At 64.1% G+C, this 26198-nt stretch carries 25 protein-coding genes; 12 read left to right on the top strand and 13 right to left on the bottom strand.

Going from position 1 to position 26198, the window contains the following annotated elements; genetic code table 11:
- The first annotated feature begins 160 nt into the window (after window positions 1-160).
- Window positions 161-697 (top strand): M48 family metallopeptidase, encoded by a 537-nt coding sequence (locus tag ACQ4MJ_RS11895; protein WP_426307411.1) that lies wholly within the window; start codon window positions 161-163, stop codon window positions 695-697.
- A gap of 84 nt (window positions 698-781) precedes the next feature.
- Here the strand turns inward: ACQ4MJ_RS11895 and murI are convergent, their stop codons facing one another.
- From murI to ACQ4MJ_RS11880, 3 genes are all read right to left on the bottom strand, one after another.
- Window positions 782-1651 carry a glutamate racemase gene (murI, locus tag ACQ4MJ_RS11890; RefSeq protein WP_055399529.1) on the bottom strand — a complete coding sequence of 290 codons (870 nt, stop codon included), beginning with the start codon at window positions 1649-1651 and terminating at the stop codon, window positions 782-784.
- Between the two features lie 168 nt (window positions 1652-1819).
- Window positions 1820-3406, bottom strand: coding sequence for a fumarate hydratase (locus ACQ4MJ_RS11885; RefSeq protein WP_431152555.1), 1587 nt, complete (start codon window positions 3404-3406; stop codon window positions 1820-1822).
- A 194-nt stretch (window positions 3407-3600) separates the two neighbouring features.
- Entirely contained in the window at window positions 3601-3963 is a 363-nt protein-coding gene (locus ACQ4MJ_RS11880; protein ID WP_431152556.1) for a hypothetical protein, read from the bottom strand.
- Between the two features lie 336 nt (window positions 3964-4299).
- On the opposite strand from ACQ4MJ_RS11880, the gene fumC reads away from it, so the two are divergent.
- Window positions 4300-5685, top strand: coding sequence for a class II fumarate hydratase (gene fumC / locus ACQ4MJ_RS11875; protein WP_218299394.1), 1386 nt, complete (start codon window positions 4300-4302; stop codon window positions 5683-5685).
- 112 nt (window positions 5686-5797) lie between these two features.
- Here the strand turns inward: fumC and ACQ4MJ_RS11870 are convergent, their stop codons facing one another.
- From ACQ4MJ_RS11870 to ACQ4MJ_RS11840, 7 genes are all read right to left on the bottom strand, one after another.
- Window positions 5798-6571: a Crp/Fnr family transcriptional regulator gene (locus ACQ4MJ_RS11870; RefSeq protein WP_431152557.1), complete on the bottom strand. Its 774-nt coding sequence runs from the start codon at window positions 6569-6571 to the stop codon at window positions 5798-5800.
- A gap of 145 nt (window positions 6572-6716) precedes the next feature.
- Entirely contained in the window at window positions 6717-7877 is a 1161-nt protein-coding gene (locus ACQ4MJ_RS11865; RefSeq protein ID WP_431152558.1) for a DNA topoisomerase IB, read from the bottom strand.
- A gap of 212 nt (window positions 7878-8089) precedes the next feature.
- Window positions 8090-8788 carry a response regulator gene (locus ACQ4MJ_RS11860; protein WP_431152559.1) on the bottom strand — a complete coding sequence of 233 codons (699 nt, stop codon included), beginning with the start codon at window positions 8786-8788 and terminating at the stop codon, window positions 8090-8092.
- Window positions 8785-10368: an ATP-binding protein gene (locus tag ACQ4MJ_RS11855; protein WP_431152560.1), complete on the bottom strand. Its 1584-nt coding sequence runs from the start codon at window positions 10366-10368 to the stop codon at window positions 8785-8787. The genes ACQ4MJ_RS11860 and ACQ4MJ_RS11855 overlap by 4 nt, the downstream gene beginning before the upstream one ends.
- Window positions 10369-10388: 20 nt before the next feature.
- Entirely contained in the window at window positions 10389-10691 is a 303-nt protein-coding gene (locus ACQ4MJ_RS11850) for a hypothetical protein (RefSeq protein WP_233573368.1), read from the bottom strand.
- A 165-nt stretch (window positions 10692-10856) separates the two neighbouring features.
- Window positions 10857-11717 (bottom strand): intradiol ring-cleavage dioxygenase, encoded by an 861-nt coding sequence (locus ACQ4MJ_RS11845; RefSeq protein WP_431152561.1) that lies wholly within the window; start codon window positions 11715-11717, stop codon window positions 10857-10859.
- A gap of 203 nt (window positions 11718-11920) precedes the next feature.
- Window positions 11921-12493, bottom strand: a complete 573-nt coding sequence (locus tag ACQ4MJ_RS11840) for a TIGR00645 family protein (protein WP_218135473.1) — start codon at window positions 12491-12493, stop codon at window positions 11921-11923.
- A gap of 223 nt (window positions 12494-12716) precedes the next feature.
- Here ACQ4MJ_RS11840 and acs point away from each other — a divergent pair, with 223 nt between their 5' ends.
- Together acs and ACQ4MJ_RS11830 are read left to right on the top strand one after the other, a co-directional pair.
- A complete protein-coding gene (gene acs, locus ACQ4MJ_RS11835) occupies window positions 12717-14711 on the top strand; it encodes an acetate--CoA ligase (protein ID WP_431152562.1) in 1995 nt (664 codons plus the stop codon).
- A gap of 268 nt (window positions 14712-14979) precedes the next feature.
- Entirely contained in the window at window positions 14980-15462 is a 483-nt protein-coding gene (locus ACQ4MJ_RS11830) for a LapA family protein (protein WP_121506940.1), read from the top strand.
- Between the two features lie 156 nt (window positions 15463-15618).
- Here ACQ4MJ_RS11830 and ACQ4MJ_RS11825 read toward each other — a convergent pair whose 3' ends face one another.
- Window positions 15619-15924: a c-type cytochrome gene (locus ACQ4MJ_RS11825; RefSeq protein WP_055400490.1), complete on the bottom strand. Its 306-nt coding sequence runs from the start codon at window positions 15922-15924 to the stop codon at window positions 15619-15621.
- Between the two features lie 113 nt (window positions 15925-16037).
- Between ACQ4MJ_RS11825 and ACQ4MJ_RS11820 the strand changes: the two genes are divergently transcribed.
- From ACQ4MJ_RS11820 to ACQ4MJ_RS11795, 6 genes are read left to right on the top strand one after another with little or no spacing between them, the layout of a single operon-like run.
- Window positions 16038-16280 (top strand): TIGR04438 family Trp-rich protein, encoded by a 243-nt coding sequence (locus ACQ4MJ_RS11820; protein ID WP_055400492.1) that lies wholly within the window; start codon window positions 16038-16040, stop codon window positions 16278-16280.
- Between the two features lie 48 nt (window positions 16281-16328).
- Entirely contained in the window at window positions 16329-17405 is a 1077-nt protein-coding gene (gmd, locus tag ACQ4MJ_RS11815) for a GDP-mannose 4,6-dehydratase (RefSeq protein ID WP_431152563.1), read from the top strand.
- Window positions 17406-17454: 49 nt separating this feature from the next.
- Window positions 17455-18576 carry a glycosyltransferase family 4 protein gene (locus ACQ4MJ_RS11810; RefSeq protein ID WP_431152564.1) on the top strand — a complete coding sequence of 374 codons (1122 nt, stop codon included), beginning with the start codon at window positions 17455-17457 and terminating at the stop codon, window positions 18574-18576.
- Between the two features lie 37 nt (window positions 18577-18613).
- Entirely contained in the window at window positions 18614-19417 is an 804-nt protein-coding gene (locus ACQ4MJ_RS11805) for an ABC transporter permease (RefSeq protein WP_431152565.1), read from the top strand.
- 26 nt (window positions 19418-19443) lie between these two features.
- Window positions 19444-20208: an ABC transporter ATP-binding protein gene (locus ACQ4MJ_RS11800; RefSeq protein WP_431152566.1), complete on the top strand. Its 765-nt coding sequence runs from the start codon at window positions 19444-19446 to the stop codon at window positions 20206-20208.
- Window positions 20205-21416 (top strand): hypothetical protein, encoded by a 1212-nt coding sequence (locus ACQ4MJ_RS11795; RefSeq protein ID WP_431152567.1) that lies wholly within the window; start codon window positions 20205-20207, stop codon window positions 21414-21416. The genes ACQ4MJ_RS11800 and ACQ4MJ_RS11795 overlap by 4 nt, the downstream gene beginning before the upstream one ends.
- A 103-nt stretch (window positions 21417-21519) precedes the next feature.
- On the opposite strand, the gene ilvD is transcribed toward ACQ4MJ_RS11795, so the two are convergent.
- Complete coding sequence (gene ilvD, locus ACQ4MJ_RS11790; RefSeq protein ID WP_121419613.1) at window positions 21520-23226, bottom strand: dihydroxy-acid dehydratase; 1707 nt, start codon at window positions 23224-23226, stop codon at window positions 21520-21522.
- Window positions 23227-23347: 121 nt separating this feature from the next.
- On the opposite strand from ilvD, the gene ACQ4MJ_RS11785 reads away from it, so the two are divergent.
- Together ACQ4MJ_RS11785 and lgt are read left to right on the top strand one after the other, a co-directional pair.
- Entirely contained in the window at window positions 23348-24274 is a 927-nt protein-coding gene (locus ACQ4MJ_RS11785; RefSeq protein WP_306554119.1) for a LysR family transcriptional regulator, read from the top strand.
- Window positions 24275-24298: 24 nt separating this feature from the next.
- Window positions 24299-25126: a prolipoprotein diacylglyceryl transferase gene (gene lgt / locus ACQ4MJ_RS11780; RefSeq protein ID WP_218299405.1), complete on the top strand. Its 828-nt coding sequence runs from the start codon at window positions 24299-24301 to the stop codon at window positions 25124-25126.
- 103 nt (window positions 25127-25229) lie between these two features.
- Here lgt and ACQ4MJ_RS11775 read toward each other — a convergent pair whose 3' ends face one another.
- Window positions 25230-26069 carry an alpha/beta hydrolase gene (locus ACQ4MJ_RS11775; protein ID WP_431152568.1) on the bottom strand — a complete coding sequence of 280 codons (840 nt, stop codon included), beginning with the start codon at window positions 26067-26069 and terminating at the stop codon, window positions 25230-25232.
- Between the last annotated feature and the right edge of the window lie 129 nt (window positions 26070-26198).

Raw genomic sequence — 26198 nt, 5'->3', positions numbered from 1 at the left:
TTTCATTCAACCTCACAGTGGTGTCCCCGTGTGGGGTTGCCTTGCATGTGCTGGTGGCAAAAGTTGATCGACAGGCTGTGGCAATGACTTGTGCCTGTGTGCGTTGTATTCAATGCGGTCCTGCGCAGTTCTGTGATCTCTTCGAACTGTCGTGCTTTCCATGACCTCTGATCTACCGTATCTGCGTTCCTATCCGGTGTCTTTGCAGGACCAGGCGCGTGATCTGCTTGCGCAGGGGCGGCTGGGGGTCATGTTGCAGCGCAAGTATCCCCAGGCCCATGCGGTGCGCAGCGACAAGGCGCTGTATGACTACGCGCAGGAACTCAAGGCGCGGTACCTGCGCAATGCGGGGACGGTCAACAAGGTCCTTTTTGACAACAAGATCCACGTGGTGCGCCATGCCTTGGGGTTGCACACGGCGGTCTCGCGCGTGCAGGGCAACCGGCTGGCGGCCAAGCATGAGATCCGCATTGCGTCGATGTTCAAACAGGCACCCGACGAGTTTCTGCGCATGATTGTGGTCCACGAGCTGGCCCACCTGCGTGAGAAGGACCACGGCAAGGCTTTTTACCAACTGTGTACCCACATGGAGCCGCAGTACCACCAATACGAGTTCGACCTGCGCCTGTACCTCACCCATGTGGAGCATGCGGGTGAGCGGCTGTGGAGCGCTGCTGCAGAAACTAGTTCTGGGTAGAAGAAAAGTTGAACGCCACTTTGTTGATGGCATTTTGCAATTTGCGCTTGCTGGCAAAGCGCCAGGCCCTAACACAGCGGTTGGTCAAGGCACAGACACCGTTTCACAGCAGTCTGCCGGCAAACCCAGCCAGCGCTCTGCAGCCGCCTGAAGCATGGCCACCGGCCCGGTGGTCAACAGGCGGGTGCGTGGTGCATCCGTGGCCACGGCACCATCGGGCGCGGCCTTTAGCCCCGCAGTCTCCAGCAAGCGCCGCGTCTGGCGGGCGACGGGCTCACCCGTCTCGATGAACTGCACGCCCGGCCCGACCAGTGCGCGCAGCTCGTGCGCCACAAAGATGTAGTGCGTGCAGCCCAGAACCAGCGTGTCCATCTGCCCCGGGGCGGTGCCAAAACTACCCATGGCTTGGACATAACGCGCGCACAGCGCCCCGGTCTCCGTGGCATGGACGGGGCTGCCTTGGTCGGCCACTGGCAGCGCCACGCTGCGCTCGATGGCATGGGCCAGGCCGTCACAGGGTTGCACCACAAAATGCGCCTGGTCAGCCAGCGAGGCCATGAGCTTGCCGAACTTCGCACTGGTCAGCGTGCCCCGGGTGCCGATCACGCCCACGTGGCCTGTCTTTGTCACCGCGAGGGCGGGCTTGATGGCGGGCTCCAGGCCCACGAGGGGTAATTCCGGGTGGCTGCTGCGCACTTCGTGGATGGCCGCTGCCGTGGCGGTATTGCAGGCTACCACCAGCGCCTTGATGTGGTGCTGCTCGCGCAGGTACTCGGTGATGGCGTGGGTGCGGGCGGCCACAAAGGCATCGCCGCGCTCGCCATAGGGGGCGTTGGCGCTGTCTGCCAGGTACACGAAACGTTCGTGGGGCATGGCGGCCAGCAGGGCGCGCAGCACGCTCAGCCCACCGACGCCACTGTCAAAAACACCGATGGGAGAAGAGGCCTGCGGCATCGAGGAGCCAAGCTCTGGCAGTTGGAGGAAAGCGTGGATTGTAGGAAAGACGCAGCCTTCGTGCCGGAGTGGGCGAGCCTCAAGAAAAAACCGCCCGAAGGCGGTTGGGAGAGCGATTGCCCTGGTACCAGCGTCGAGTCTGCCGCCAGGGCAACGCCGAGTGGGGCCTCAGGCCGCAGCGACCCCGATGCCCTTGAATTCGCCCGAGGCGATGCGCTTTTGCCATTCGGCCGGGCCGGTGATGTGGGCGCTGGTGCCACCGGCGTCCACGGCCACGGTCACAGGCATGTCCACCACGTCAAATTCGTAGATGGCTTCCATGCCCAGGTCTTCAAAGCCCACGACCTTGGCGGCCTTGATGGCCTTGGAGACCAGATAGGCGGCGCCGCCCACAGCCATGAGGTAGGCGCTTTGGTGCTTCTTGATGGCCTCGATGGCGACCGGGCCGCGCTCGGCCTTGCCCACCATGGCGATCAGGCCGGTCTGGGCCAGCATCATCTCGGTGAAGCCATCCATGCGCGTGGCGGTGGTGGGGCCGGCAGGGCCCACGGCCTCGCCCTTGACGGGGTCCACGGGGCCCACGTAGTAGATGACGCGGTTGGTGAAGTCCACGGGCAGCTTTTCGCCCTTGGCCAGCATGTCCTGAATGCGCTTGTGCGCAGCATCGCGGCCCGTGAGCATCTTGCCGTTGAGCAGCAGCGTGTCGCCGGGCTTCCAGCTGGCGACTTCTTCCTTGGTCAGCGTGTCGAGGTTGACCTTCTTGCTCTTGTTGTAGTCGGGCGCCCAGTTCACGTTGGGCCACAGGTCCAGGCTCGGGGGCGTAAGGTACACGGGGCCCGAGCCGTCCATTACAAAGTGCGCGTGGCGTGTGGCGGCGCAGTTCGGGATCATGGCGATGGGCTTGCTGGCCGCGTGCGTGGGGTACATCTTGATCTTGACGTCCAGCACCGTGGTCAGGCCGCCCAGGCCTTGGGCGCCAATGCCCAGCGCGTTGACCTTTTCAAACAGCTCCAGGCGCAGCTCCTCGACCTTGTCGAGCGCGGGGCCGCCGGTCTTGGCGGCTTCGGCCTTGGCCTGCAGTTCATACATGTCCAGGTCGTCCATCAGGCTTTCCTTGGCCATGAGCACGGCCTTTTCGGCCGTACCGCCAATGCCGATGCCCAGCATGCCGGGCGGGCACCAGCCAGCGCCCATGGTGGGCACGGTCTTGAGCACCCAGTCCACCACGTTGTCGCCGGGGTTGAGCATGTACATCTTGGACTTGTTCTCCGAGCCGCCGCCCTTGGCCGCCACGGTGATGTCGACGGTGTTGCCGGGCACGATCTCGGTGAAGATCACGGCAGGGGTGTTGTCCTTGGTGTTCTTGCGGGCGAACTGCGGATCGGCCACGACCGAGGCGCGCAGCGTGTTGTCGGGGTGGTTGTAGCCCCGGCGCACGCCTTCATTGATGGCGTCGTCCAGGCTGCGGGCCTTGCCATCGACGCCAGCATCGAAGCCATCCCAGCGCACGTCCATGCCCACTTTCAGGAACACGTTGACGATGCCGGTGTCCTGGCAGATGGGGCGCTGGCCGGTGGCGCTCATCTTGCTGTTGGTCAGGATCTGGGCGATCGCGTCCTTGGCTGCCGGGCTCTTCTCGCGCTCATAGGCACGGGCCAGGTGGGCGATGTAGTCGGTGGGGTGGTAGTAGCTGATGTACTGCAGCGCGGCAGCAATGGACTCGACGAGGTCGTCGTATTGGATTGTGGTGGTCATCGTGGTTCTGTCGTGAGGCGGGAACGAACGCATGCCGGGGCACGCAGCCCGCAATTATCCCACCCACCTGCTGACACGGCGCTGGCGCGGCCTTGGCGCAGACTACCTGTGGACAACGCGGCTATCGCAGTCTGGCCCGCCTCTCAAAGCTCGCTAGCCCCAACGGCAGACTGGCTGGAGGCCACGGCTTGCTTTTACGCTTCGGCACCGTCGCCGGAGTCCAGATCCAGCTCCGGGTCGTCCGCCGGGTCATCGGCCGGATACTGGTCGGCTCCCGCCCGCACATCGCCGTTTTCAGCCGTGTCGTCGTCGGTGTCCATCGACTCCAGGTGGTCGGGCAGGATGTCGCGCGACTCCAGCTGCAGTTCGGGCTCCACGCTCGCGCGTTCGCCGGTTCCGTAACGGTCGGTGTCATTGGCGGGGTCGGTGCCATACAACCCGGTGCTGTCGCTGCCCGAGTCGGATGCATCGCTGGGACCCAGGCTGTCGTTGCCCTTGGCGCTGTGAAGGGGAGAAAGGTTGTCGGCATCGATGCCAAGCAGGCTGCTTTTGGCCATGGTGGTCTCCGTGGATTTGCGGCGAGGAAAGTTGCTGCACCCCCATGGTGTGCCCGCTGGCGCCCGTGCGGTGTAAGAACAAGCCGACGATTGAGCGCGAGAAGGTGTGGGGCCTTGTCAAGACCTCACAGCGGGCCGAAGCGAAGCCCCCACCGGCAGTGATGGCGGTACCGCTTTTTGCGCTCTGCAGCGGGGCTTGCCACACACTGACGAGCGCATGCTTGCGCACCAGCAGTGCAGGGTATTAAATGAGAATGGTTATTTTTTGCATTATTCTGCCGGGCGCGACCCCGTTGCCAGGCCGCACCTGTTGTTTCACTTGGAGAACCGCTGTCCATGACCACCCGCACCGAACGCGACACCTTTGGCCCCATCGAAGTCCCGGCCGACAAACTCTGGGGCGCGCAGACGCAGCGCTCGCTGCAGAACTTCGACATCTCTGGCGAGCAGCAGCCGCGCGAGATCATCAAGGCGCTGGCCCAGGTCAAGCGCGCCTCGGCCGTTGTCAACCAGGCGCTGGGCCTGCAGGACGCGCAGAAGACCGAGGCCATCGTGGCCGCTGCTGACGAGGTGATTGCTGGCAAACATCCCGGTGAGTTTCCGCTGGTGGTCTGGCAGACGGGCTCGGGCACGCAGACCAACATGAACGTCAATGAAGTGCTGGCCAACCGCGCCAGCGAACTCCTGGGTGGCGAGCGCGGCGAAGGTCGCCTGGTGCACCCCAACGACGACGTGAACCGCAGCCAGTCGAGCAACGACGTGTTCCCCACCGCCATGCACGTGGCCGCCGTGGAAGCCCTCACGCACCGCCTGCTGCCCGCCATTGCCAAGCTGCGCGCCACGCTGGCGAAGAAGGCGCAGGACTTCGACGGCATCGTCAAGATCGGCCGCACCCATCTGCAGGACGCCACCCCGCTCACGCTGGGCCAGGAGTTCTCGGGCTACGTGGCCCAGCTCGACCATGGCGAGCGCCATGTGCGCGCGGCGCTGCCTCACCTGTACGAGCTGGCGCTGGGCGGCACCGCCGTAGGTACGGGGCTGAACGCGCCCAAGGGCTATGCTGAGCAGGCCGCCGCCGAGCTGGCGCGCCTCACGGGTCTGCCCTTCGTCACCGCGCCGAACAAGTTCGAAGCCCTGGCGTCTGTGGATGCGCTGGTGCATGCGCACGGCGCGCTCAAAACCCTCGCCGCCAGCATGATGAAGATCGCCAACGACGTGCGCTGGCTCGCCAGCGGCCCGCGCAGCGGCATTGGTGAACTCAGCATCCCCGAGAACGAACCCGGCTCCTCGATCATGCCCGGCAAGGTCAATCCCACCCAGAGCGAGGCGGTGACGATGCTGGCCGCCCAGGTGTTCGGCAACGACGTGGCCATCAACTTCGGCGGCGCCTCGGGCAACTTCGAGCTCAACGTGTTCCGCCCCATGGTGGCCCACAACTTTCTGCAGAGCGTGCGCCTGCTGGCCGACGGCATGGTGAGCTTCAACGACCAGTGCGCCGTGGGTATCGAGCCCAACCGCGAGCGCATCACCGAACTGGTGGATCGCTCGCTGATGCTGGTGACCGCGCTCAACACCCACATCGGCTACGACAAGGCCGCTTTCATCGCCAAGAAGGCCCACAAGGAAGGCACCAGCCTGCGCGAAGCGGCCGTGGCCTCGGGCCATGTGACGGGCGAGCAGTTCGACCAGTGGGTGGTGCCGGGCAATATGGTGGGGCGCTGAGGGTCAGCGCGGTGTGGCGTGGGTCAAAAGTTCAAGAAAAAATGACTGCCAGCGCTTTTCCAATAAGCGTAAGGTGCTATTGTTTTTGATTGACTGGTCGCAATGCGGCGCGCTATTCCTGCTGCGCCAGAGCTTCGAGTTGGTCTTGCTGGTAGACGACGATGCTGCGCTGGTGGATGCCGATGATGCCTTCGCGCTCCATCCACTTGAGCTCCACATTGATGCGCTGGCGTGAGCCACCCAGCAGTTGTGCCAGCTCGTCCTGCACCAGTGCCAGCCCGATGGCCCCGCGCTGGCCGGGCACGGCCGCACGCTCGCCAAAACGGCGCAGCACGTGCAGCAGCTGCTTGGCCAGCCGCGCGCGCAGGGGCAGGGTGGCCATGTCTTCCATCATCCAGTACAGATAGCGCATGCGGCGTGCCTGCAGCGTGAGCAGGGCCTCGCCGAACTCGGGGTGTTCGCGCAGCAACTGGCGGAACACGCCCTCGGCCACGCTCAGCACCGTGGTGGGGCCGTGGGCGTGCGCGTCGTAGGTGTTGGGCCCCCGGTGCAGCACCTCGGCCTCGCCCACCCAGATGCCGGGCTCCACATAGGCCAGCGTCACCTGCTTGCCCGACGGCGTGGTGCGCCGAAACCGGATGGCACCACTGGCACAGGCAAACCAGTCCTGCGCCAGATCACCCTGCTCCACGATCATCTGGCCGTGTGTGTAGCGCGTGATGCGGCCCAGCCGGAAGATGTCATGCCGCAGCGACGGCGTAAGTGCCGCGAACCAACGGCCCCGGTTGATGGCTTCACGCTCCGTCTGGCTGAGGAACGGGCGCTGCAGGTGGTGGTCGGCCACGGAATGGGCGGACTCTGGCAAGGCAATGGTGGCGGTGGGCATGGCGGCAGGCTGGAGTTGGGGGGGCGGCCTGTGCGCGGGGCCGGGCTGAAAGACGGTGACAAGGCGCAGCGTGCCAGTTTAGCGAGACAGCGCTCACCGCGATGGCCCTGAACGGCACTTGTGCGACACCCCAGCGGCACCATGCTTACGCTTTGGTGGTGGGGCGCGCCTTGTGCAGCTTTTGCGGCTTGCGCAGAAACGCCAGCAGTCGGCGCTCCGCCGCGCTCAAGCCCCGTGGCGATGTGGTGCCGCCAATGTGATTCCACACCGCCTGCAGGCCGGGCCCCGCGTCAGATGCCAATCGTGTGCCCAGCTCCAGCACAGCCGGGTGCACGTACGACTTCTTGCACACGGCGGGCGTGTTGCCCAGCTGGCGCGCCACCTCGGCCAGAATGGCCTTGGCGTTGAAGCGCACGTTTTTATCGGCGGCGGTGGGGGCAACTGGTTGCGTACAGGCCAGGCGCGTCAGCTCCAGCGCCTGCGTGGTGCCGTGCCAGGTGCGAAAGTCCTTGGCAGTGAAATGATCACCTTCTGAGTCTGCAGCGCCGTGCGTGATCTCGCGCAGATAGTCGTTCACGTCGCCCGAGCCTACGGTGCGCAAACTACCGTCTTCGTCCTCGTATTGAAAGAGTTCCTGCCCCGGCAGTTGTTGGCAGCGTCGCACCACGCGGGCCACGCGCGGGTCGTCCAGCTCGACCTCTTGCAACACGCCGCTCTTGCCGCGAAATCGCAGCTTGAGCTGACTGCCTTTGAGTTGCGCATGCCGCGTGCGCAGCGTGGTCAGGCCATACGAGCGGTTGGTGGCGGCGTATTCCTCATTGCCCACGCGCAGGTAGGTGGTGTCCAGCAGGCGCACCAGCGTGCGAGTCAGAGGCTGGCCGTTGCGGTGCGCTGCAAGGTCGCGCGCCACGCGGCTGCGCAGGCGCGGGAGCACGCGGCCAAACGCCTGAATGTGTTCGAACTTGCCCTCGTCGCGCTGCGCGCGCCACTGCGGGTGGTAACGGTATTGGCGCCGTCCGCGCGCGTCCAGCCCCGTGGCCTGCAGGTGCCCGTGGGGCAGGGGGCAAATCCACACGTCGGTATAAGCCGGTGGGATAGCCAGGCGTTTGATGCGGGCGACCTCGTCCGGGTCTTGCAGCCACTGGCCATCGGGCAAACGGTAGCGGAAAGCCTTGGCACCGCTGCGCACGCGGGTAAGGCCGGGCATGGCCGGTGTGACGTACACCAGGCCCCCGGGGAGCTTCTGGGGGCGGCTGGTGGGCCGGGGTGGTGCTGGTGCGCGGGGCGATGGGGGCAGGGCGGGCATCAGGGCGAACAGGTGAAAGTGGCCAGGGTGTGGCCCCGATCACACCCGTGCCCGGGCGGAGGTGGTGTAGGTGCGCTGCGTGCGTTGGGGTGAGACAGGGGCTGAATAGGCGGCCGCCACGCCACTATTTCGTGGTTAAAAATGGCCCCTGCGCATATTGGATAAGCGTCAATAGCTATTAAAAATGCAGCAATCTGCCCATCGGCTCAGGCTCACTCGGCCGCCGTCGGGTCCAGCGCAAAACCCACGCCGTACACCGAACGAATCCAGTCGCTGCCATCCGCGCTGGCGGCCTTGAGTTTTTTGCGCAGATTCTTGATATGGCTGTCGATCGCGCGCTCGTTCACATCGAGGGTGTCTTCATAGGCCTGGTCCAGAAGCTGCGCGCGCGAGAAGATGCGCCCCTGCTGGCGTGCCAGCACTTGCAGCAGGCGGAACTCGCGCCGCGTCAGACCCAGCGGCGTGCCGTGCAACGTGGCCTGCCAGTGCGATTCGTCCAGCATCAGCGCTGCCACCGCAGTGGTGGCTGCCGGTAGCTCCTGCGCGGCGGCGGTGCGGCGCAGCACGGCCTTGACGCGGGCCACCACCTCGCGCGGCGAAAACGGCTTGCAGATGTAGTCGTCCGCGCCCAGCTCCAGGCCGATGAGGCGGTCTACCTCTTCGACGCGGGCGGTCAGCATGATGATGGGGTGCTGGGTGTGGCGGCGCGCCTGGCGCAGGATTTCAAGCCCATCCAGGCCGGGCAGCATGATGTCCAGCAGCGTGAGGTCCGGCGGCGCGGCCATCATGCTGGCGAGCGCCGCGCGGCCCTCGGCCTGGTGTTCCACGGTGTAGCCTGCGTGGCGCAGGTAGTCCACCACGATGGCGGCGATGTCGGGTTCGTCTTCGATGACGAGGATGCGGTGGCTCATGAGGGGTTGTCCAGCAATGGCAGTTGCAGCGTGATGCGCAGGCCGCCCAGGGGTGAGGTGTCGGCCGTCAGCGTGCCGCCGTGCGCGAGCACGATGGCGCGGCAAATCGCCAGGCCCAGGCCAGAGCCGCCATGGTCGCGGTTGCGCGAGGTTTCTGCGCGGTACAGGCGGTCAAAGATGCGTGGCAGCTCGTGCGCGGGCACGCCGGGCGCGCTGTCGTCCAGCTGCACCTGCAGTTGGGCGGCTCCATCGGCCGGTGGCAACAGGCGTGCGGAGAGGCGCAGCAGGCCACCCGCGTCGGTGTAACGCAGGCTGTTTTCCAACAAGTTCAAGAACACCTGGTGCAGTTGCTGCGCATCGCCCCGCACCAGGGGTGCAGGCTGCGCCGGAACCTGCGCGGTCAGGGCGTCCAGGCCGGTGGTGTCCACGTCGATGCCCGCCTGCGCCAAGCGCGGGCGCATGGATGCGAGCGCCTCGTTCAGCAGCGACAGCGGGTGCACGGGCACCTGGGCCGAGGGCGCGCTGGTGCCCGCCGCGTCCAGGCTGGCGCGCAGGTCGCCCACCAGCTGGATCAGGCGCATCACCTGCCGGTGCAGGCGCAGCGCGGTCTTGTCGTCAAACGGGCGGATGCCGTCCTGCACGGCCTCGATTTCGGCGCGCATGGCGGCCAGGGGGGTGCGCAGCTCGTGGGCTACGTCGCCCAGCCACTGGCGGCGGCTGGCCTCGATGCTGCTCAGTTGTTCGGCCATGGTGTTGAAGGTGCGGGCCAGCTGGGCCAGTTCGTCGTTGCCGTGCACGGGCACGCGGGTGTGCAGGTGGCCCTGCGCAATGCCGCGTGCGCCGTTGGCCAGGGCCTCGACGGGGGCCAGCCAGCGCCGTGCCAGCCAGCCCGACAGCAGCAGTGCCAGTGCCAGCCCGGCCAGGCCTGTCCATGCCACAAAGCCCAGGTGTTGCGCCAGAAAGGCCTGGTCGGCTTCGCTGCGCACACCCTGTGGAGGTGCCAGCACCAGCTGGCCGATGGTCTTGCCGTCGGCTCCCGCAAGGGCCAGGCGCGCGCCACCCGGCTGGGGCGCCGTGCCAGCCACCAGGTGTTGCTGTGCGTCCACCAGACCCAGGCGGGGGAACAGGTCGTCGGGGTGACGTTGTGGGCCACCCGCGCCGCGCTCGCCCGGGGGCGGGCCGCCATCGGGGGGCGGTGGTGGGGGCTGCTGCAAGCTGCGGTCCGCTGCCGGGTTGCCGTTCGCCAGTTCGGGGGGCGTGCCGGGCGAACCGCTTCGGTCGGTGGGCGGGGTGCCTTCTGCGCCTTGGGTGTTTGATCGGCGCAGGCCGCTGCCAGGGTGGCTGAGCTGGCCCCAGAGGCGGGGCTGGTTGCGCAGGGTCTCCCAACCGCCCGTCTGCGTGTGGTGGGCCTGGAGGCGCTCGGCCAGCCAGTCCATGCGGGCCAGTTCGATCTCTGCCACATACGGCCCCAGGCCCCGCTGCAAGCCCAGTCGCGAAAAGCCTGCAAAGATCAGCAACAAGGCCACCAGCAGGGCTGCCAGGGCGATGAAGGCTTTGCGGTGAAGGGTCAGGTGGGGCATCGATGGGGCTGCAGGACGGTCTAGCGGGCGGGGGGCGGGCCGCCTGCACCGCCGGGGCCGCCAGGCCCGCCTGCGGGCATGGCCACCAGGGTGCCACCCATTGTGCGGCATGTGCCTGCGAGCGATTTGCCGTCAGGCATGGTCAGCGTCACGCTGGCGCCTTCGGTCTTGCCCTTGCAGGCGGCATAGGCTTCGGGCGGCGGAGCGGGCGGCTCTTGCCGGCCCTGGGATTGCGCCAGCACGGGGGTGGCGGATGTAGCTGCCAGTACGGTCGCGAGGGTCATGCGGGCCAGCAAGTGGAGGCGAAGAGAGTGCAAAGTCATGGTTTTTTCCGTCGGTGTAGTGGAGAAAAGCGTTCAACGAGTGGATTCGCCGCCAGAAACCGGCGCGGCCCAGGCCTGTGCACCCGTAGAACCGGCTTTGACGGGCCATCGGGTGCGTCCCCCTCCGGGGGATGGCGCCGAAGGCGACTCAAGGAGGGCTTTCAGTCAAGCCGCAATCGAGATCGTGATGCTGGCCGAGTACCCGCCGCCGCTGTTGGCCTGCATCGTGGTCATCTCCAGCGTGGTGCCATCGCTGAAGACGTTGTCGGTGGCAAAGGTGATGGAAGCCAGGTTGCGCACGCTGGCGCTGTAGCCGGAATTGGCGCTGTAGATGCTGCTGAGCAGCTCGGTGGGGAAGGCCAGCTGCGTGGTCTTGACCTTGTTGCGCGCATTGTTGGCCGACGCGAGCGTGGGGTAGATCTCCAGGTGCATGTGCGGCATGCGGCCCGCATAACAGCCGGGCACGACGGTGGTGAAGGTCACGGTGCCGCTGGCATCCGTGGCCTGCACGCCGCGCAGGTAGTTGTCGGCAATGTTGTTCGAGCTGTAGACCGAGTAGTTGCCGTCCTGCGTGCAGTGCCACAGGTAGATCGCGTAGCCTGATAGCGCTGCGCAGCTGGCGCTGGTGTTCGTCAGCGTGATGGTGATGGTCAGCGGCACGCCACTGACCTGCGTGGACGAGCCGATGGAGCTGCGGATGTCCGAGCGCACGATGCCGCTGAGCGCCAGCACGTTGTAGGTGTTGTTGCTGGCCGTGGAGCCATCGGCGGGGTAGGGGCCTGCGGTTTCTTCGGGGACAACCGAGCAGGTGGTTGTGGTGCCTGTACCCGTGCCTGTCCCCGTTCCGGTGCCTGTACCTGTGGTGTCGGTCGTGTCCGTAGTTTCGGTGTCTCCGCCCCCGCAGCCGAACAGGGTGGCCACGCCCAGGGAACCCAGGGCGTTCAGGGCAAAACGGCGGTTGGTGGGTGCCTGCGTGGCGGTGGCGAGGGGGGCGACGATGGCTTGGGCGGCGGTGCTGCGGTCCATGGATTTCTCCTGCAAGTGGGTATGGCCTGCACTGTGCCGCCCGATTGGGGAGAAATTTGGGAGCAGATATCGACCTAAATTGCTACTTTTTTTGTAGCTGTAAATCAATACCAGTTAAGCGTTAGCACTATTTTCAGCTCGAAAATAAGCAAAGAGGCCGCAATGGGCTGCCTCTTTCGGGTGCAGAGGGGGGAGGGCGGCCGTCAGTGGCGCGCGGGCGGTGTGGAATGCGCCATCAGGCGGTCTGTCAGGGCAATGGCCAACGCGCTGAGCAGGAACACCACATGAATGATGGTCTGCCACATCAGCACCTTGATGTCGTAGTTGGCGGCGTTGATGAAGGTCTTGAGCAGGTGGATCGAGCTGATGCCGATGATGGCGGTGGCCAGCTTGACCTTGAGTACCGAGGCGTTCACATGGCTCAGCCACTCGGGCTGGTCGGGGTGGTCTTCCAGGTGCAGGCGCGAGACGAAGGTTTCATAGCCCCCCACGATCACCATGATCAGCAGGTTCGAGATCATCACCACGTCGATCAGCGCCAGCACCACCAGCATGATGATGGTTTCGTTGAGAGAGGTCACCTCGAAGTCGCTCTTGTAGCCAATGCTGGAGACCAGGCTCTTGAGCGCGGTGGTGTTGCCAAAAGCGGCCTCGATCAGATGCACCAGCTCCACCCAGAAGTGGAAAACGTACACCGCCTGGGCCAGGATCAGGCCCAGGTACAGGGGCAGCTGCAGCCACCGGCTGGCAAAAATCAGCGAGGGCAGGGGACGCATGGGCGCCGGGGGGACGGGTTTTTTCGGGAGGGACATGAAATGAAGGGTGGATCTTGGGTCGCGCGATTCTAGGGGTGCCGCGTGACACCCCTCATCCGCAAGCGCTCTTCCGCCTGGTTGCAGGTGGCCTATTCTGTAAGCTTCGTGCCAGTCAGTGGCTTGTAAGTGCCACGGCCGACAGTACCGCCCAATTCCAATTCCATCAGACCCAGGAGACAACACCATGAGTGCGCCCACATCCGCCATCGAGTCCGTATTGGTTGAGAACCGCGTGTTCCCTCCCTCCGATGCGATCGTCAAAGCCGCCCGCGTGTCAGGCATGGCGGGCTACGATGCGCTGTGTGCCGAAGCCGACAAGGACTTCGAAGGCTTCTGGGCGCGCCTGGCGCGCGAGAACGTGCAGTGGTCCAAGCCGTTCACGCGCACGCTGGATGAATCCAACGCACCGTTTTACCAGTGGTTTGCCGACGGCGAACTCAATGCCTCGGCCAACTGCCTGGACCGCCACATCGGCACGCCCACCGAGAACAAGACCGCCATCCTCTTTGAGGCCGACGATGGCACGGTTACCAAGATCACCTACAAAGAGTTGCTGGCCCGTGTGAGCCAGTTTGCCAACGCCCTCAAGGCCCATGGTGTGAGCAAGGGCGACCGGGTGCTGATCTATATGCCGATGACCATCGAAGGCGTGGTGGCGATGCAGGCCTGTGCCCGCATTGGCGCCACGCACAGCGTGGTGTTTGGCGGCTTCAGCGCCAAGGCGGTGCACGAGCGCATCATTGACGCGGGTGCCGTGGCCGTGATCACCGCCAATTACCAGATGCGGGGTGGCAAAGAGCTGCCGCTCAAGGCCATCATCGACGAAGCCCTGGCCATGGGCGGCTGCGATACCCTCCGCAATGTGTTTGTCTACCAGCGCACGGCCACGGCCTGCAACATGGTGGCCGGGCGCGACAAGACCTTTGCCGAAGCACTGGCAGGGCAAAGCACCGAATGCGCGCCGGTGGCTGTGGGTGCCGAGCATCCGCTGTTCATCCTCTACACCAGCGGCTCTACCGGCAAGCCCAAAGGCGTGCAGCACAGCACCGGCGGCTACCTGCTGTGGGCCAAGATGACCATGGACTGGACGTTCGACCTGCGCGCTGACGATGTGTTCTGGTGCACGGCCGACATCGGCTGGATCACGGGCCACACCTACGTCGCCTATGGCCCGCTGGCTGCAGGCGCCACGCAGATCATCTTTGAAGGCATTCCCACCTTCCCGAATGCCGGCCGCTTCTGGCAGATGATCGAGCGCCACAAGTGCACCATCTTCTACACAGCACCTACGGCCATCCGTTCGCTCATCAAGGCTGCGGAAGCTGACGAGGCGGTACACCCTGCACGCTCGGACCTGTCGAGCCTGCGCATCCTGGGCAGCGTGGGCGAGCCCATCAACCCCGAAGCCTGGATGTGGTACCACAAGAACGTGGGCGGCGAGCGTTGCCCCATCGTGGACACTTTCTGGCAGACCGAAACGGGCGGCCATGTCATCACGCCGCTGCCCGGCGCCACGCCGCTGGTGCCCGGCAGCTGCACGCTGCCCCTGCCCGGCATTACCGCTGCCATCGTGGACGAAATGGGCAACGACGTGCCCAACGGCTCGGGCGGCATCCTCGTCATCAAGCGCCCCTGGCCCAGCATGATCCGCACAATCTGGAACGACCCTGAGCGTTTCAAGAAGAGCTACTTCCCCGAAGAACTCAAGGGCTACTACCTGGCGGGGGATGGTGCGGTGCGCAGCGCCGATCGGGGCTACTTCCGCATCACTGGCCGTATCGATGACGTGCTGAACGTCTCGGGCCACCGCATGGGCACGATGGAGATCGAATCGGCCCTGGTCTCCAAGACCGACCTCGTCGCCGAGGCCGCTGTGGTGGGCCGCCCTGACGATGTGACCGGTGAAGCCATCTGCGCCTTCGTGGTGCTCAAGCGTTCCCGCCCCACGGGCGAAGAAGCCAAGCAGATTGCCAACGAACTGCGCAACTGGGTCGCCAAGGAAATCGGCCCCATCGCCAAGCCCAAGGACATCCGCTTTGGCGATAACCTGCCCAAGACCCGAAGCGGCAAGATCATGCGTCGGTTGCTGCGCAGCATCGCGAAGGGCGAGGCCATCACGCAGGACACCAGCACGTTGGAAAACCCCGCAATCCTGGATCAGTTGGCGCAGACCAACTGATCCAGAAGGTGCCGTGTAACGGCGCCAGCGCGCAGCGCTTGCGGGGTTTGGGGACACTCACATTGCGTAGCGATGTGAAGTGGCCACACAATCCCGTCGCTGGTCCACCGCACTTGTGAGGCGCCCTAGGGCTCCGCGCCTCCCTAGTTCTCTTTGTAGGACACCGCCTGAAATCTCCCGCCTGCTGTCGGTGACGGCCCGTGCATGCGTTACAACGGCGCATGGCGCTTGCGAATCTTCGCCTGGGCGCTGCCTACAGGAGGTTCTCATGCATCTGCGTTCCATCGTTCTTTGGGTGACGGTTTTAGCCATTGCTGCACTCGCCGCCCTCAATTGGCCCACTCTTGCCGCACCGTCCCTGGTGTCGCTCGGCATTGTGGTCTTTGAGGCTCCGCTGGGGCTCATCATGTTGGGCCTTACGGGCTTGCTGGGCATCTTTTTTATCGTCTATGTCTTGTCGCTCCAGGGTTCGGTATTGATGGAGACGCGACGTCATACCAAGGAAATGCAGGTCCAGCGCGAACTGGCGGACAAGGCGGAAGCCTCGCGTTTTACGGAGTTGCGGGCTTTTCTGGATGCTCAGCACCAGCAGGCGCACGCCACTGTGTTGGCGCGGCTGGATGAACTGGAAGCGCACCTGGCAGCGCGTGCCACTGAGTCCGACAACTCCACCGCAGCGTATGTGGGGCAGCTTGAGCACCAGCTGCGAACGCGCGGGCTGGAGGCGGTGCCGGTCGTTTCTCGGGTGTGATCAGAGGGGCTCGCAGCTTTTCGTTGCTGTGTCCTGCAATTTGCCAGCGCCCTGAAAAGCAAAACAGGTTCTAGAAACTAAAAAGGCCGCGTCACAGTGCGTGGCGCGGCCTTTCACCAAGGGGCTATGCCGCCCCCGGGGTGAGTTTGAGGCGATTTACTTCTGCGTCAGCACCCACGCAGCCAGCTTCTTGGCTTCTGCATCGTTGACCTGGGCGTTGGCAGGCATCGGAACTGGACCCCACACTCCCGCGCCGCCCTTGACGATCTTGGCGGCCAGCTTGTCCACAGCATCTTTCTGACCGGAGTATTTGGCAGCCACATCCTTGTACGAAGGGCCCACCAGCTTTTTGTCCACAGCGTGGCAAGCCATGCAGTTCTTCGAGGTTGCCAAGGCCAGATCGGCCATGGCGGGTGCCGCAACCGACAGCGTCATGGCAAGGGTGATCAGGGTACGCTTCATGGTGGGAATTCCTGTGGTTGAGTTACAGTTCTTTAATGGAATTGTAGTGGCTTGGGTTGACAGGGATTTGTCCGGGGTCAACCGGGCGGTTTCGGCCTTTTCTGGAGATCGCGATGTACCTGCTGGGTCTTTCACTGTTGCTTCTGGCATTGAAGTATTTCGAGGTTGGACCCGTGGCCGCCTGGTCCTGGTGGTGGGTGCTGGCGCCCTTTGGTGCCACGGCCTTATGGTGGGCCTGGGCTGATTCCACGGGATATACGAAACGTAAAGCCATGGAAAAGATGGAGCAGCGCAAGCAGGATCGGATCAACAAGAACAAGGAAGCCCTGGGCATGCGCCCGCGCAAGCCTCGTTGACTCCAAGACTCTGCAGCCGCCGGTCTTCGCTCCGATCCTGGGGCGGGTATGGCAAGGTTGTGTTACAGAAAAGAGCCCATCATCGCTGCACGTGGCAAGACGGCCATCATTACGGGTGTCACCGGGCAGGATGGCGCCTATCTGGCAGCGTTTCTGCTGAACAAGGGTTACCAGGTCATAGGCACCCATCGACGCACCAGCAGTGTGAATACCTGGCGCCTTCAGGAGCTGGGCGTGATGGGCCATCCCCATTTGCTGCTGGTTGATTTTGATCTGACGGACCCCGGCTCTGCCATTGCACTTCTGCAAAAATTCCGTCCGGACGAGTTGTACAACCTGGCGGCACAGAGCTTTGTGGGAGCGAGTTTTGACGCTCCGACCACTACGGCGCTGGTCAATGGCCAAGGGGCATTGAATCTGCTGGAAGCTGTCCGGCTGGTGGACCCCCACATACGCTACTACCAGGCCAGTTCCTCAGAGATGTTCGGTGGGGTGGGTCAAACGCCGCAGTGCGAGTCCACCCCCTTTTGTCCGCGCAGCCCTTATGCGGTGTCCAAGCTGTTTGCCCACTGGATGACCATCAACTACCGGGAAGCTTATGGCATGTATGCCGTCAGCGGCATTCTGTTCAACCATGAAAGCCCCCTTCGGGGAAGTGAATTTGTGACACGCAAGATATCGAATGCGGTGGCCCGCATGGCCCATGGCGAAAGGGGGGTGCTCGAATTGGGCAACCTGGATGCGCGTCGCGACTGGGGTTTTGCGGCCGAGTACGTCGAAGGCATGTGGCAGATGATGCAGGCAGACAGGCCTGGTACCTACGTGCTGGCAACCGGCCGCCAGCAGACCGTGCGCGACTTTGTGCGTATGGCGTTCTCGATTACTGGCATATCCCTGGAGTTTGCGGGTGCCGCTGCTTCGGAAGTGGCCGTGGATGTGGGGACGGGGCGCGTTGTGGCGAGCGTGGATCCCAGTTTCTTTCGCCCAGCAGAGGTGGAAATCCTGGTGGGCGACGCCTCCCGGGCCCGGGCCGAACTGGGTTGGGAGGCGCGCACCTCCGTAGAGCAGATCTGTCGAATGATGGTGGAAGCAGACTTGCGGCGCACTTATCCCGGGGCCCGATGATGGTGAACCACTACTGTGCGCCCTGCTGGCTGCTGTGTGAGGTGGCCCGATGAGGGTAGCTTTTGGCGTCAGCGTGCTGGCACGTACTGTCCAGCAGGGTGGTGTGGATGGCATTGGTACCTACACCCGGGAGCTGATGGCTGCCATGCCGCCGTCAGCGCAACTGCAGCCGTATCTGTTCGATGCTCCGGCGAGCCTCTGGCAGGGCGCGACACCTGCGATGTCCTTTGGACCTTTTGCGCGGCAGGCCCTGGCCGCCACGCTGCCGGGGGTGGACTTTGGCAGGGTGCGCCGCGCGCTCTGCTCGGGGATTGATGTCATCCATGCCACCGACCATCTGGTCCCGCGCTTGCGTGGAACGCCGGTGGTGGCGACGATTTTTGATGCGATCCCGCTCTCTCACCCCGAGTGGGTCCGATACCGGTTCAAGGGCCTGAAAAACGAATTGTGGCGGCGTACTGCGTTCTGGGCGCAGCGGGTCATCACGATTTCCAATTACTCCCGCCAGGAGATCGCTACGCACTTCCGCCTGCCCGAAGAGCGGATCACTGCCATTCCTCTGGGTGTAGGTCCGCAGTGGTTTGCTCCGGTCGATGAGTCCGTGGAAAAAGCCGTGCGGGATCGGCATGGATTGCCAGACCTCTATTTTGTGAGCGTCGGTACCCTGCAGCCGCGCAAGAACATCAGCCGCCTGCTTTTGGCCCACGCCAGCCTGCCCGAGCCTCTGCAGCGGGAGTTTCCGTTGGTGGTGGTCGGCAAACCGGGCTGGGGGTGCGAAGACGTTGTCGCCCAATTCACCGGGGGCGCGCTCAAACATGTCCGCTGGCTGCAGCACTTGCCGGATGCCGATCTTCAGGTGGTTATCAAGCGTGCAACGGCCTTGGTGTTCCCGTCGCTCCACGAGGGATTCGGACTGCCGGTTCTGGAAGCCTTTGCGGCGGGGGTGCCGGTGGTGGCGTCCAACACGACCTCCATCCCGGAGGTTGCGGGGGATGCGGCCTTGCTGATTGATCCTCTGCGCATCGACGAACTTGCGGATGCGATGCGCCGAGTTGCCGAGAACTCAGAACTGGCGGGCCAGCTGGTTGCGCGCGGGCGTGATCGCGTGCGCGCTTTCACTTGGCAAGCGTGCGCAGAAAAAACCCTGCGCGTCTACGAGTCGATGGCTTGATATTGCTGTGATGGCTCATTCAACCGCCAATCCCCCCGTGTCTGCGCGTCAGAGGCAAGTTCAATTGTTGGGGCTTGACATCTGGAGCGCCATGGTGGCGTGGCGCTTCTGGTGTTTTATGGGCTGGAACGATGTCGCCAAGCAGTATCGGCGGACCTTTCTGGGGCCTGTCTGGATTACGCTGCACACGGCCATTTTCATCGTTGCATTTGGCTTGATCGGCGCCCAACTGTTCAAGTACCCGGCCGAGTGGTACCTGCCGTATTTTTGTGCCGGGCATGTGCTGTTCGGGTACTTCAGTGCGCTGATCAATGAGGGCTGCTTGACCTATATCGGCTCGGACGCGTTTTTGAAGCAGACGCCTTACCCCAAGATGGCGTTTGTGTTCCGCACCGTGTTTCGATGCTCCATCCTGATGCTGCACAGCGCGGTCATTGTGTTGGCCGTGTTGTGGTGGGCGGGGCGGCTGGGGGCTGTGCATTGGGGGGCGCTGCTTGGCGCCACCGCCCTGACTTTGCTGGCTGCCAGTTTTGTGGTTGCCATTCTGGGGGGGCTTGCGGCCCGCTTCCGCGACGTGACGGTGGCCCTGGGCAGCCTGATGCAGGTCAGTTTCTTTGTGACCCCCGTGCTCTGGGTGCCTGACCAGCTGACCGAACGTGCACAGTGGGTGGTACGCCTGAATCCATTGGCGCTTTTCCTGGACCTGACGCGCAGCCCCTTGATGGGAGAGATCCCCAGCCTGCAGACCTGGGGTGCCGCAGTGGGGGTGGTCTTGCTGTTGGGTTTGATTTTCTTTTGGCAGTACGTCGCGATTCGGCGGCGGATTGTGTACTGGCTGTAGGCGCCGCCACCCTTCGGTATCCCAAGATGGCCCATATCCGGTTGTCCAACGTATCCATCGACTTTCCCGTGTTCACTACGCGGTCACGGGGCCTGCTCAATACGGTGCTGGGGCTTCCTATGCGTGACAAGGCCCGTGTGGAGGCCAGCGGTTTGCGGCAGGTCAGCGTGCATGCGTTGCGTGATGTGAGCCTGTTGCTGCGTCCGGGGGATCGGGTCGGCCTGATTGGTTCGAACGGCGCTGGCAAAACCACGCTGCTTCGCGTGCTCTCGGGCGTCTATGAGCCCATGCAAGGCGAGCTGTCCTTCAGTGGCCGGATTGCAGCGCTCACAGACATCATGCTGGGCATGGATGTCGATGCCACTGGGTACGACAACATCATCATGCGAGGCATCGTGATGGGTCTGACGCGCAAGCAGGCGATGGGCCTCATACCCTCGGTAGAGGCATTCACACAGCTGGGCGAGCATCTTCAGTTGCCGGTCAGGACGTACTCACAGGGCATGCTGCTGCGCCTGGCGTTTGCCGTTTCCACGAGCGTGGTTCCCGATATTCTGCTCATGGACGAGATGATTGGTGCTGGTGATGCGAAGTTTTTCAGCCAGGCCAAGGAGCGCATCAACGGGCTGATCGAGCAGGTCTCCATTCTGGTGCTGGCATCCCATAACGAGGTCATTCTCAAGAGCTTTTGCAACAGAGCGTTGGTCCTTAAAGATGGATGCGTGGTGATGGATGGCAGTGTGGACGATGCCTTGGCGTTTCACAACATCCAGCAAGGAGTTTCGCCATGAGACTGGCATGCATCGGCCCCGCAGAGGTGTTGGACGCCATTGCATCCATGGGGCGAACCGAAGATGTGAGCTGGTCGCCCGACGGACGCCGTGTGGCGCTTGCTGCCATCACCCTCGACAGGGTGCTGGTCGTGGGGATGGACTGCCAGTTTGAAAACGGGCAGAAGGTGCTCTACCTGACGGATGCCGTGGAGGTTGCGTCCACCAGCCTCCAGCGCCCCCATGGCCTGTGCTGGATCAGCAACAGCATCATCGCGGTCGCCAGCCGGGAGGGCAATGTATCGCTGTTCGACATTCCACGGGCGGATGGTCTGACCGCGTTGCACACGTTGGAGCCCCTGTCCGTGATCGGCAAGCAGGAAACGGAACTCCTGAGCACCCCAGGAAGCCTGTGCGCACGGGATCTGGGCGCGGGCTTGCACGAGCTGTGGGTGTGCAACGGCTTTTCCCATTACGTGACCCATCACCTGCTGAACGCGGCTGCCGGTTTTTCCCATCTGGATGCGCAGCTTCTCATGCAGCACGGGCTGGAGGTTCCGGATGGTGTGGCGCTGGACCTCAATGCTGAATGGGTGGCGGTCAGCAACCACGACCGCCACATTGTCGCGCTCTACCGCAACGATGAGTTTCTTGCGCCTGGCAACGCGCCTGCGGCACAACTGCGTGGCGTCAGCTACCCCCATGGGCTGTGTTTCCTGGCGGGCGGGCGCATTCTGCTGGTGGCGGATGCTGGCGCCCCCCATGTGGCCGTGTTTCACCGAGATCCTTCCGGGTGGGGCAGCCTGGCCGAGCCGAATGCCGTGTTCCGCGTGCTGGAGGACGCTGTGTTTGAGCGGGGGCACCACAACCCGCGCGAGGGCGGCCCCAAGGGCATCGATGTGCACGAGCCCTGGGGCCTGATGGTGACCACCTGTGCAGAGCAGCCCCTGGCCTTTTTCGACATCCGCGACATCGCGGCGGGTGTGGATGCCTCGGCGCCAGAAGATGCGGTGAACCCAGGCTCGCCCAGTGCCTCACCTGCAGACCGTACACGGGTGACCGTACTTCGGCTGGTGCGGGATGTAGCGGCCCGTGAGGCTGCCGTGACGGCGGCCGTGCGAAAGGAAGTGGGATTGATGCGCGCGAGCTGGTCCTGGCGTGTGTCCGCGCCATTGAGAGCTTTGGCGGGCGGCTGGATCCGGTGGCGGTCGAGGCGGCGCGGGTTTTAAGACGCAAGTCACGCGGGGGCACACAACGCGGATGCCATGGTCTTGGCTGCAAAAAAAAGCCCGCCGGGAGCGGCGGGCTTTTGCTTTTTGAAAGCGCTGGACGTCAATACGCGTCGAGCACCGCACCCTTGCTGGCGCTCGATGCATTGAACGCGAACTTGGCCTGCACCCCGCGCGTATAGCGCGGTGCGGGGGCCGTCCAGGCAGCGCGGCGCTTGGCGATCTCTTCTTCGCTCACGTTCAGCTCCAGCAGCAGTTGGCGTGCGTCGATGGTGATGCTGTCGCCTTCGTTCACGAAAGCGATGGTGCCACCGGCTGCCGCTTCGGGCGCCACGTGGCCGACCACCATGCCCCAGGTGCCGCCCGAGAAGCGGCCGTCGGTGATCAGGCCCACGCTCTCGCCCAGCCCGGCGCCGATGAGCGCGCCAGTGGGTGCCAGCATTTCGGGCATGCCGGGGCCACCCTTGGGGCCCAGATAGCGCAGCACCATCACGTCCCCCGCCTTGATCTTGCCGGCCAGGATGGCTTCCAGCGCCGATTGTTCGTCGTCAAACACGCGGGCCGGTCCGGTGATCACGGGGTTCTTCAGGCCCGTGATCTTGGCCACAGCGCCCTCGGGGCTGAGGTTGCCTTTGAGGATGGCCAGGTGGCCTTGGGCGTACATCGGGTTGCTGATGGGGCGGATCACGTCCTGGTCGGCGCGCGGCTCGTCTGGCACATCCTTGAGCACTTCGGCAATCGTCTTGCCTTCGATGGTGATGCAGTCGCCATGCAGCAGGCCTGCGTTCAGCAAGATCTTCATGACCTGCGGAATGCCGCCTGCGCGGTGCAGGTCCACAGCCAGGTATTTGCCGCTGGGCTTGAGGTCGCACAGCACGGGGGTCTTCACGCGCACGCGTTCGAAGTCGTCAATGGTCCATTCCACGCCCGCTGCGTGGGCAATGGCCAGGAAGTGCAGTACCGCGTTGGTGGAGCCACCCGTGGCCATGATGACGGCCACGGCGTTCTCGATGGACTTCTTGGTCACGATGTCGCGCGGCTTCAGGTCCATCTTGATGGCCTCGATCAGCACCTTGGCCGATTCCTTGGCCGAGTTCATCTTTTCGTCGTGTGGGTTGGCCATGGTGGACGAGTAGGGCAGGCTGATGCCCAGGGCCTCGAACGCGCTGGACATGGTGTTGGCGGTGTACATGCCGCCGCACGAGCCCGTGCCGGGGATAGCGCGCTTTTCGATCTCCTTCAGGTCAAAGTCGCTCATCTTGCCGGCGGCGTTCTCGCCCACGGCCTCGAACACGCTGACGATGTTCAGGTCCTTGCCCTGGTAGTGGCCAGGCAGGATGGTGCCGCCATACACGTAGATGGCGGGCACATTGGCGCGCAGCATGCCCATCAGGCCGCCTGGCATGTTCTTGTCGCAGCCGCCTACCACCAGCACGCCGTCCATCCATTGGCCGCCCACGCAGGTCTCGATGCAGTCGCTGATGACTTCGCGGCTCACCAGGCTGTACTTCATGCCTTCGGTGCCCATGGCCATGCCGTCGCTGATGGTGGGTGTGCCGAACACCTGGGCGTTGCCGCCCGCTTCCTCAATGCCAGCGATGGCCGCATCGGCCAGCTTTTGCAGGCCGCTGTTGCAGGGCGTGATGGTGCTGTGGCCATTGGCCACGCCCACCATGGGTTTCACGAAGTCGCCTTCCTCGTAGCCCATGGCGTAGTACATGGAGCGGTTGGGTGCGCGCGACTTGCCCTGGGTGATGTTGGCGCTGCGGCGGTTGATGGGCTGGATCGGGATGACTTTGTTGTCTGCCATGGTGTGTTTTCCTTCGTGGAGCGAATCTTGTGGGTGGAGAAACTTTTCGCAGCCGCGAGTATGCGGCGATTGGTGGGCGCCATCCAATCCATTTGTACAGGGCGATTAATATGTACAGCATATGAAAGAGCCATTCATTGATATGCGTTTGTGGCGGCAGTTTGCCGCTGTGGCTGAGGAACTGCACTTTGGTCGCGCGGCGCAGCGCCTGCACATGACACAACCGCCGCTCACGCAGGCCATCGCCGGGCTGGAGCGCACGCTGGGCCTTCAACTGTTCGACCGCACCAAACGCAGCGTGCAGCTCACTCCGGCCGGGGCTGCCCTGTTGCCGCAGGTGCTGGATTTGCTCGACCGCGCCCAGGCGCTCCCTGCACAGGCGCGCGCGGCGGCAGCGGGCGAGGTGGGGCGGCTGCGTCTGGCGTTTGTCTCGACCGTGGGTTTTGGGATGCTGCCGCAGTGGGTGCGAGCCTTCCGGGCCCAGTGGCCCGGGGTGCGGCTTGAATTGATCGAGGCGACGGGCGACGTGCAACTTCAGGCGCTGGAGCGGGGGGAGATTGATGCCGGGCTGCTTTTGCACACGCCCGGCCAGGCGCCACCTGCCCTGCGAAGCCTGTGTGTGGCGCAAGAGCCGCTGGTGCTTGCGCTGCCTGAGCATCACCCGCTGGCGCGCACGCCCACCGTCCGGTTCTCTGACCTGCTGCGGGAGCCTCTGGTGATTTTCCCCCGCCCGATCCTGCCCTCGCTGTACGACGCGATCGTGGCGCTGTACCACGCAGCGGGGCAGGTGCCGCAGGTGGCCCAGGAGGCCATCCAGATGCAGACCATCGTCAACCTGGTGTCGGCCGACCTGGGGTTGGCCTGGGTGCCTGCCAGCGTGCAGCAGTTTCAGCGGCCGGGCGTTGTCTACCGGCAGCTGGGCGGCAAGTCTCCCCTGGCGCCCGTGTGCGAAACCAGCCTGGTCTGGGGCGCCACTGTGCCGCCCGCACTGGCCCGGTGGATCGACTTTGTGGCCCATGAGGTGCAGGCCAGCGCCCTGAAAGGGTAGTGCTGCGCGTGCACAATCGCCCCCATGCTGACTTATCCCCACATCGACCCTGTCGCCCTGCAGATCGGCCCGCTGGCCATCCACTGGTACGGCCTGACCTATCTTGCGGCTTTTGGCCTGTTCATGCTGCTGGGCATCCGGCGCCTGCGGCACGAACCGTTTGCCTCCATCACCGGCCCTGGCGCATGGTCGCGCAAGGACGTGGAAGACATCCTGTTCCTGGGGGTGGCGGGTGTGGTGGTGGGGGGGCGCCTGGGGTATTGCCTGTTCTACAAACCTGCGTATTACCTGAGTCACCCCCTGGAAATCTTTGCCGTGTGGCAAGGGGGTATGGCCTTTCACGGTGGCTTGTTGGGCGTGATCGTGGCCATGTTGTGGTTCGCACATTCGCGCAAGCGCCCCTGGCTGCAGGTGGCCGACTTTGTGGCGCCCTGCGTGCCCACGGGTTTGGCCGCAGGGCGGGTGGGAAATTTCATCAACGGCGAACTGTGGGGCCGTTTTGCCAGCCCGGACCTGCCGTGGGGCATGGTGTTTGCACACAGCGGTTCCCTGCAGCCACGCCATCCGTCGCAGGTTTACCAGTTCCTCTTGGAGGGCTTGCTGCTGTTCATCCTGCTGTGGCTGTATGCGCGCAAAGAACGTCGCCAGGGCCAGGTGGCCGCCGCATTCCTGGTGGGTTATGGCACCTTCCGCTTTATTGCCGAATACTTCCGCGAGCCCGATGCGTTCCTCGGCATCCTGTCCTTGGGTATGAGCATGGGCCAGTGGCTGTGCGTGCCGATGATTGCAGCGGGCGTCCTGCTGTGGGTCTGGGCGCAGCGCCAGCCCGTGGTAAGGCAAAAAATCAAGTAAAAATGGCCTCTAGCGCTTGATGGATAAGCGTAAGTAGCTATAAAAAATGTAGCATATTGGGCTTTGCGCACGGTGCCTTGCCAGAGGGGGGCGGCCGCTTGATCTACGGGAAAAACCGCGTCAGCGCCTCTTCGAACGCCGGCACATCGGCGCCCACGTGGGTGGTTTCGTACTCGGCCTTCAGCAAGGTCAGTCCTGGGTTGGTCTGTGCGGCCATCTGTGTGTACAAGGGCGTGACAACAACGGACCCATTGCTGCTGCGGGCGCCAGCGAGGAACAGCGTGGCAGGCAGGGCCTTGCCATCGAGCTGCTTTTCAAACGCTCGGTAGGCGGCGGGGTCCGCGTGTGCCCCGAAGCTGGACTCGGTAGAGAGGTAGTGCGAGAAGCTCAGCGCCCCCGCAGTGCCCTCCAGCACCAGGGCCGCAACAACGAAGTAGCCGCCATGGGAGAGGCCCGAGAGCGCCCTGCGCTTGGGATCGGCGCGGTACTGGCGTTCAATCGCAGGCGCGAGTTCCTTGGTGATGAAGTTCAGGTAGCGCGTGGCGCCGGGCAGCAGAAAGTCCGTGCCGCGCTGGGATGTGCCGCCGATGCCTACCAGGATGGCTTGGGTGCCTCGCCGCTGCATCACCTGCTTGAAGGATTCAAATCGCGAGACTGCCGTACCCCCGGGTCCACCTGCGCCGTAGGGTGCGTCGCCTTCAGTGGCGTAGATGACGGGCAGCATGGTAGTGCCCGTGGCGTACGACTGGGGCAGGAAAACCTGGATGGCGTAGGTAAAGCCGTTTGATTCGGACCGCAGCGTGGAGTTGATGACCTGCCCGCTGGGTTCGGCAGGCGGGTCGCTGCTGGACGAACCCCCGCCGCATGCAGACAGCGCTGCAACCAATACCAGCAGCGCTGTGCGCCGCACCATGCTGTCGTTCGAGTGCATTGTTCCTGGCATTCTGGCGCCTCCTTTCGGGCCATTGTAGGGAGAGGTGCGCGAACGGATGTGTCACCGCCAATCGACAGGTCTGAGCGCGGTGAACGTGTCTGGCACGGCGGTTGGCCGAGCCATGCTTTTGGCTGGGAT

This window comes from Acidovorax facilis, assembly GCF_050626955.1.
Classification (GTDB): Bacteria; Pseudomonadota; Gammaproteobacteria; order Burkholderiales; family Burkholderiaceae_C; genus Acidovorax; species Acidovorax facilis.
The sequence above is the reverse complement of the archived record's forward strand: the minus strand, read 5'-3'. Positions and strand labels throughout refer to the sequence as shown.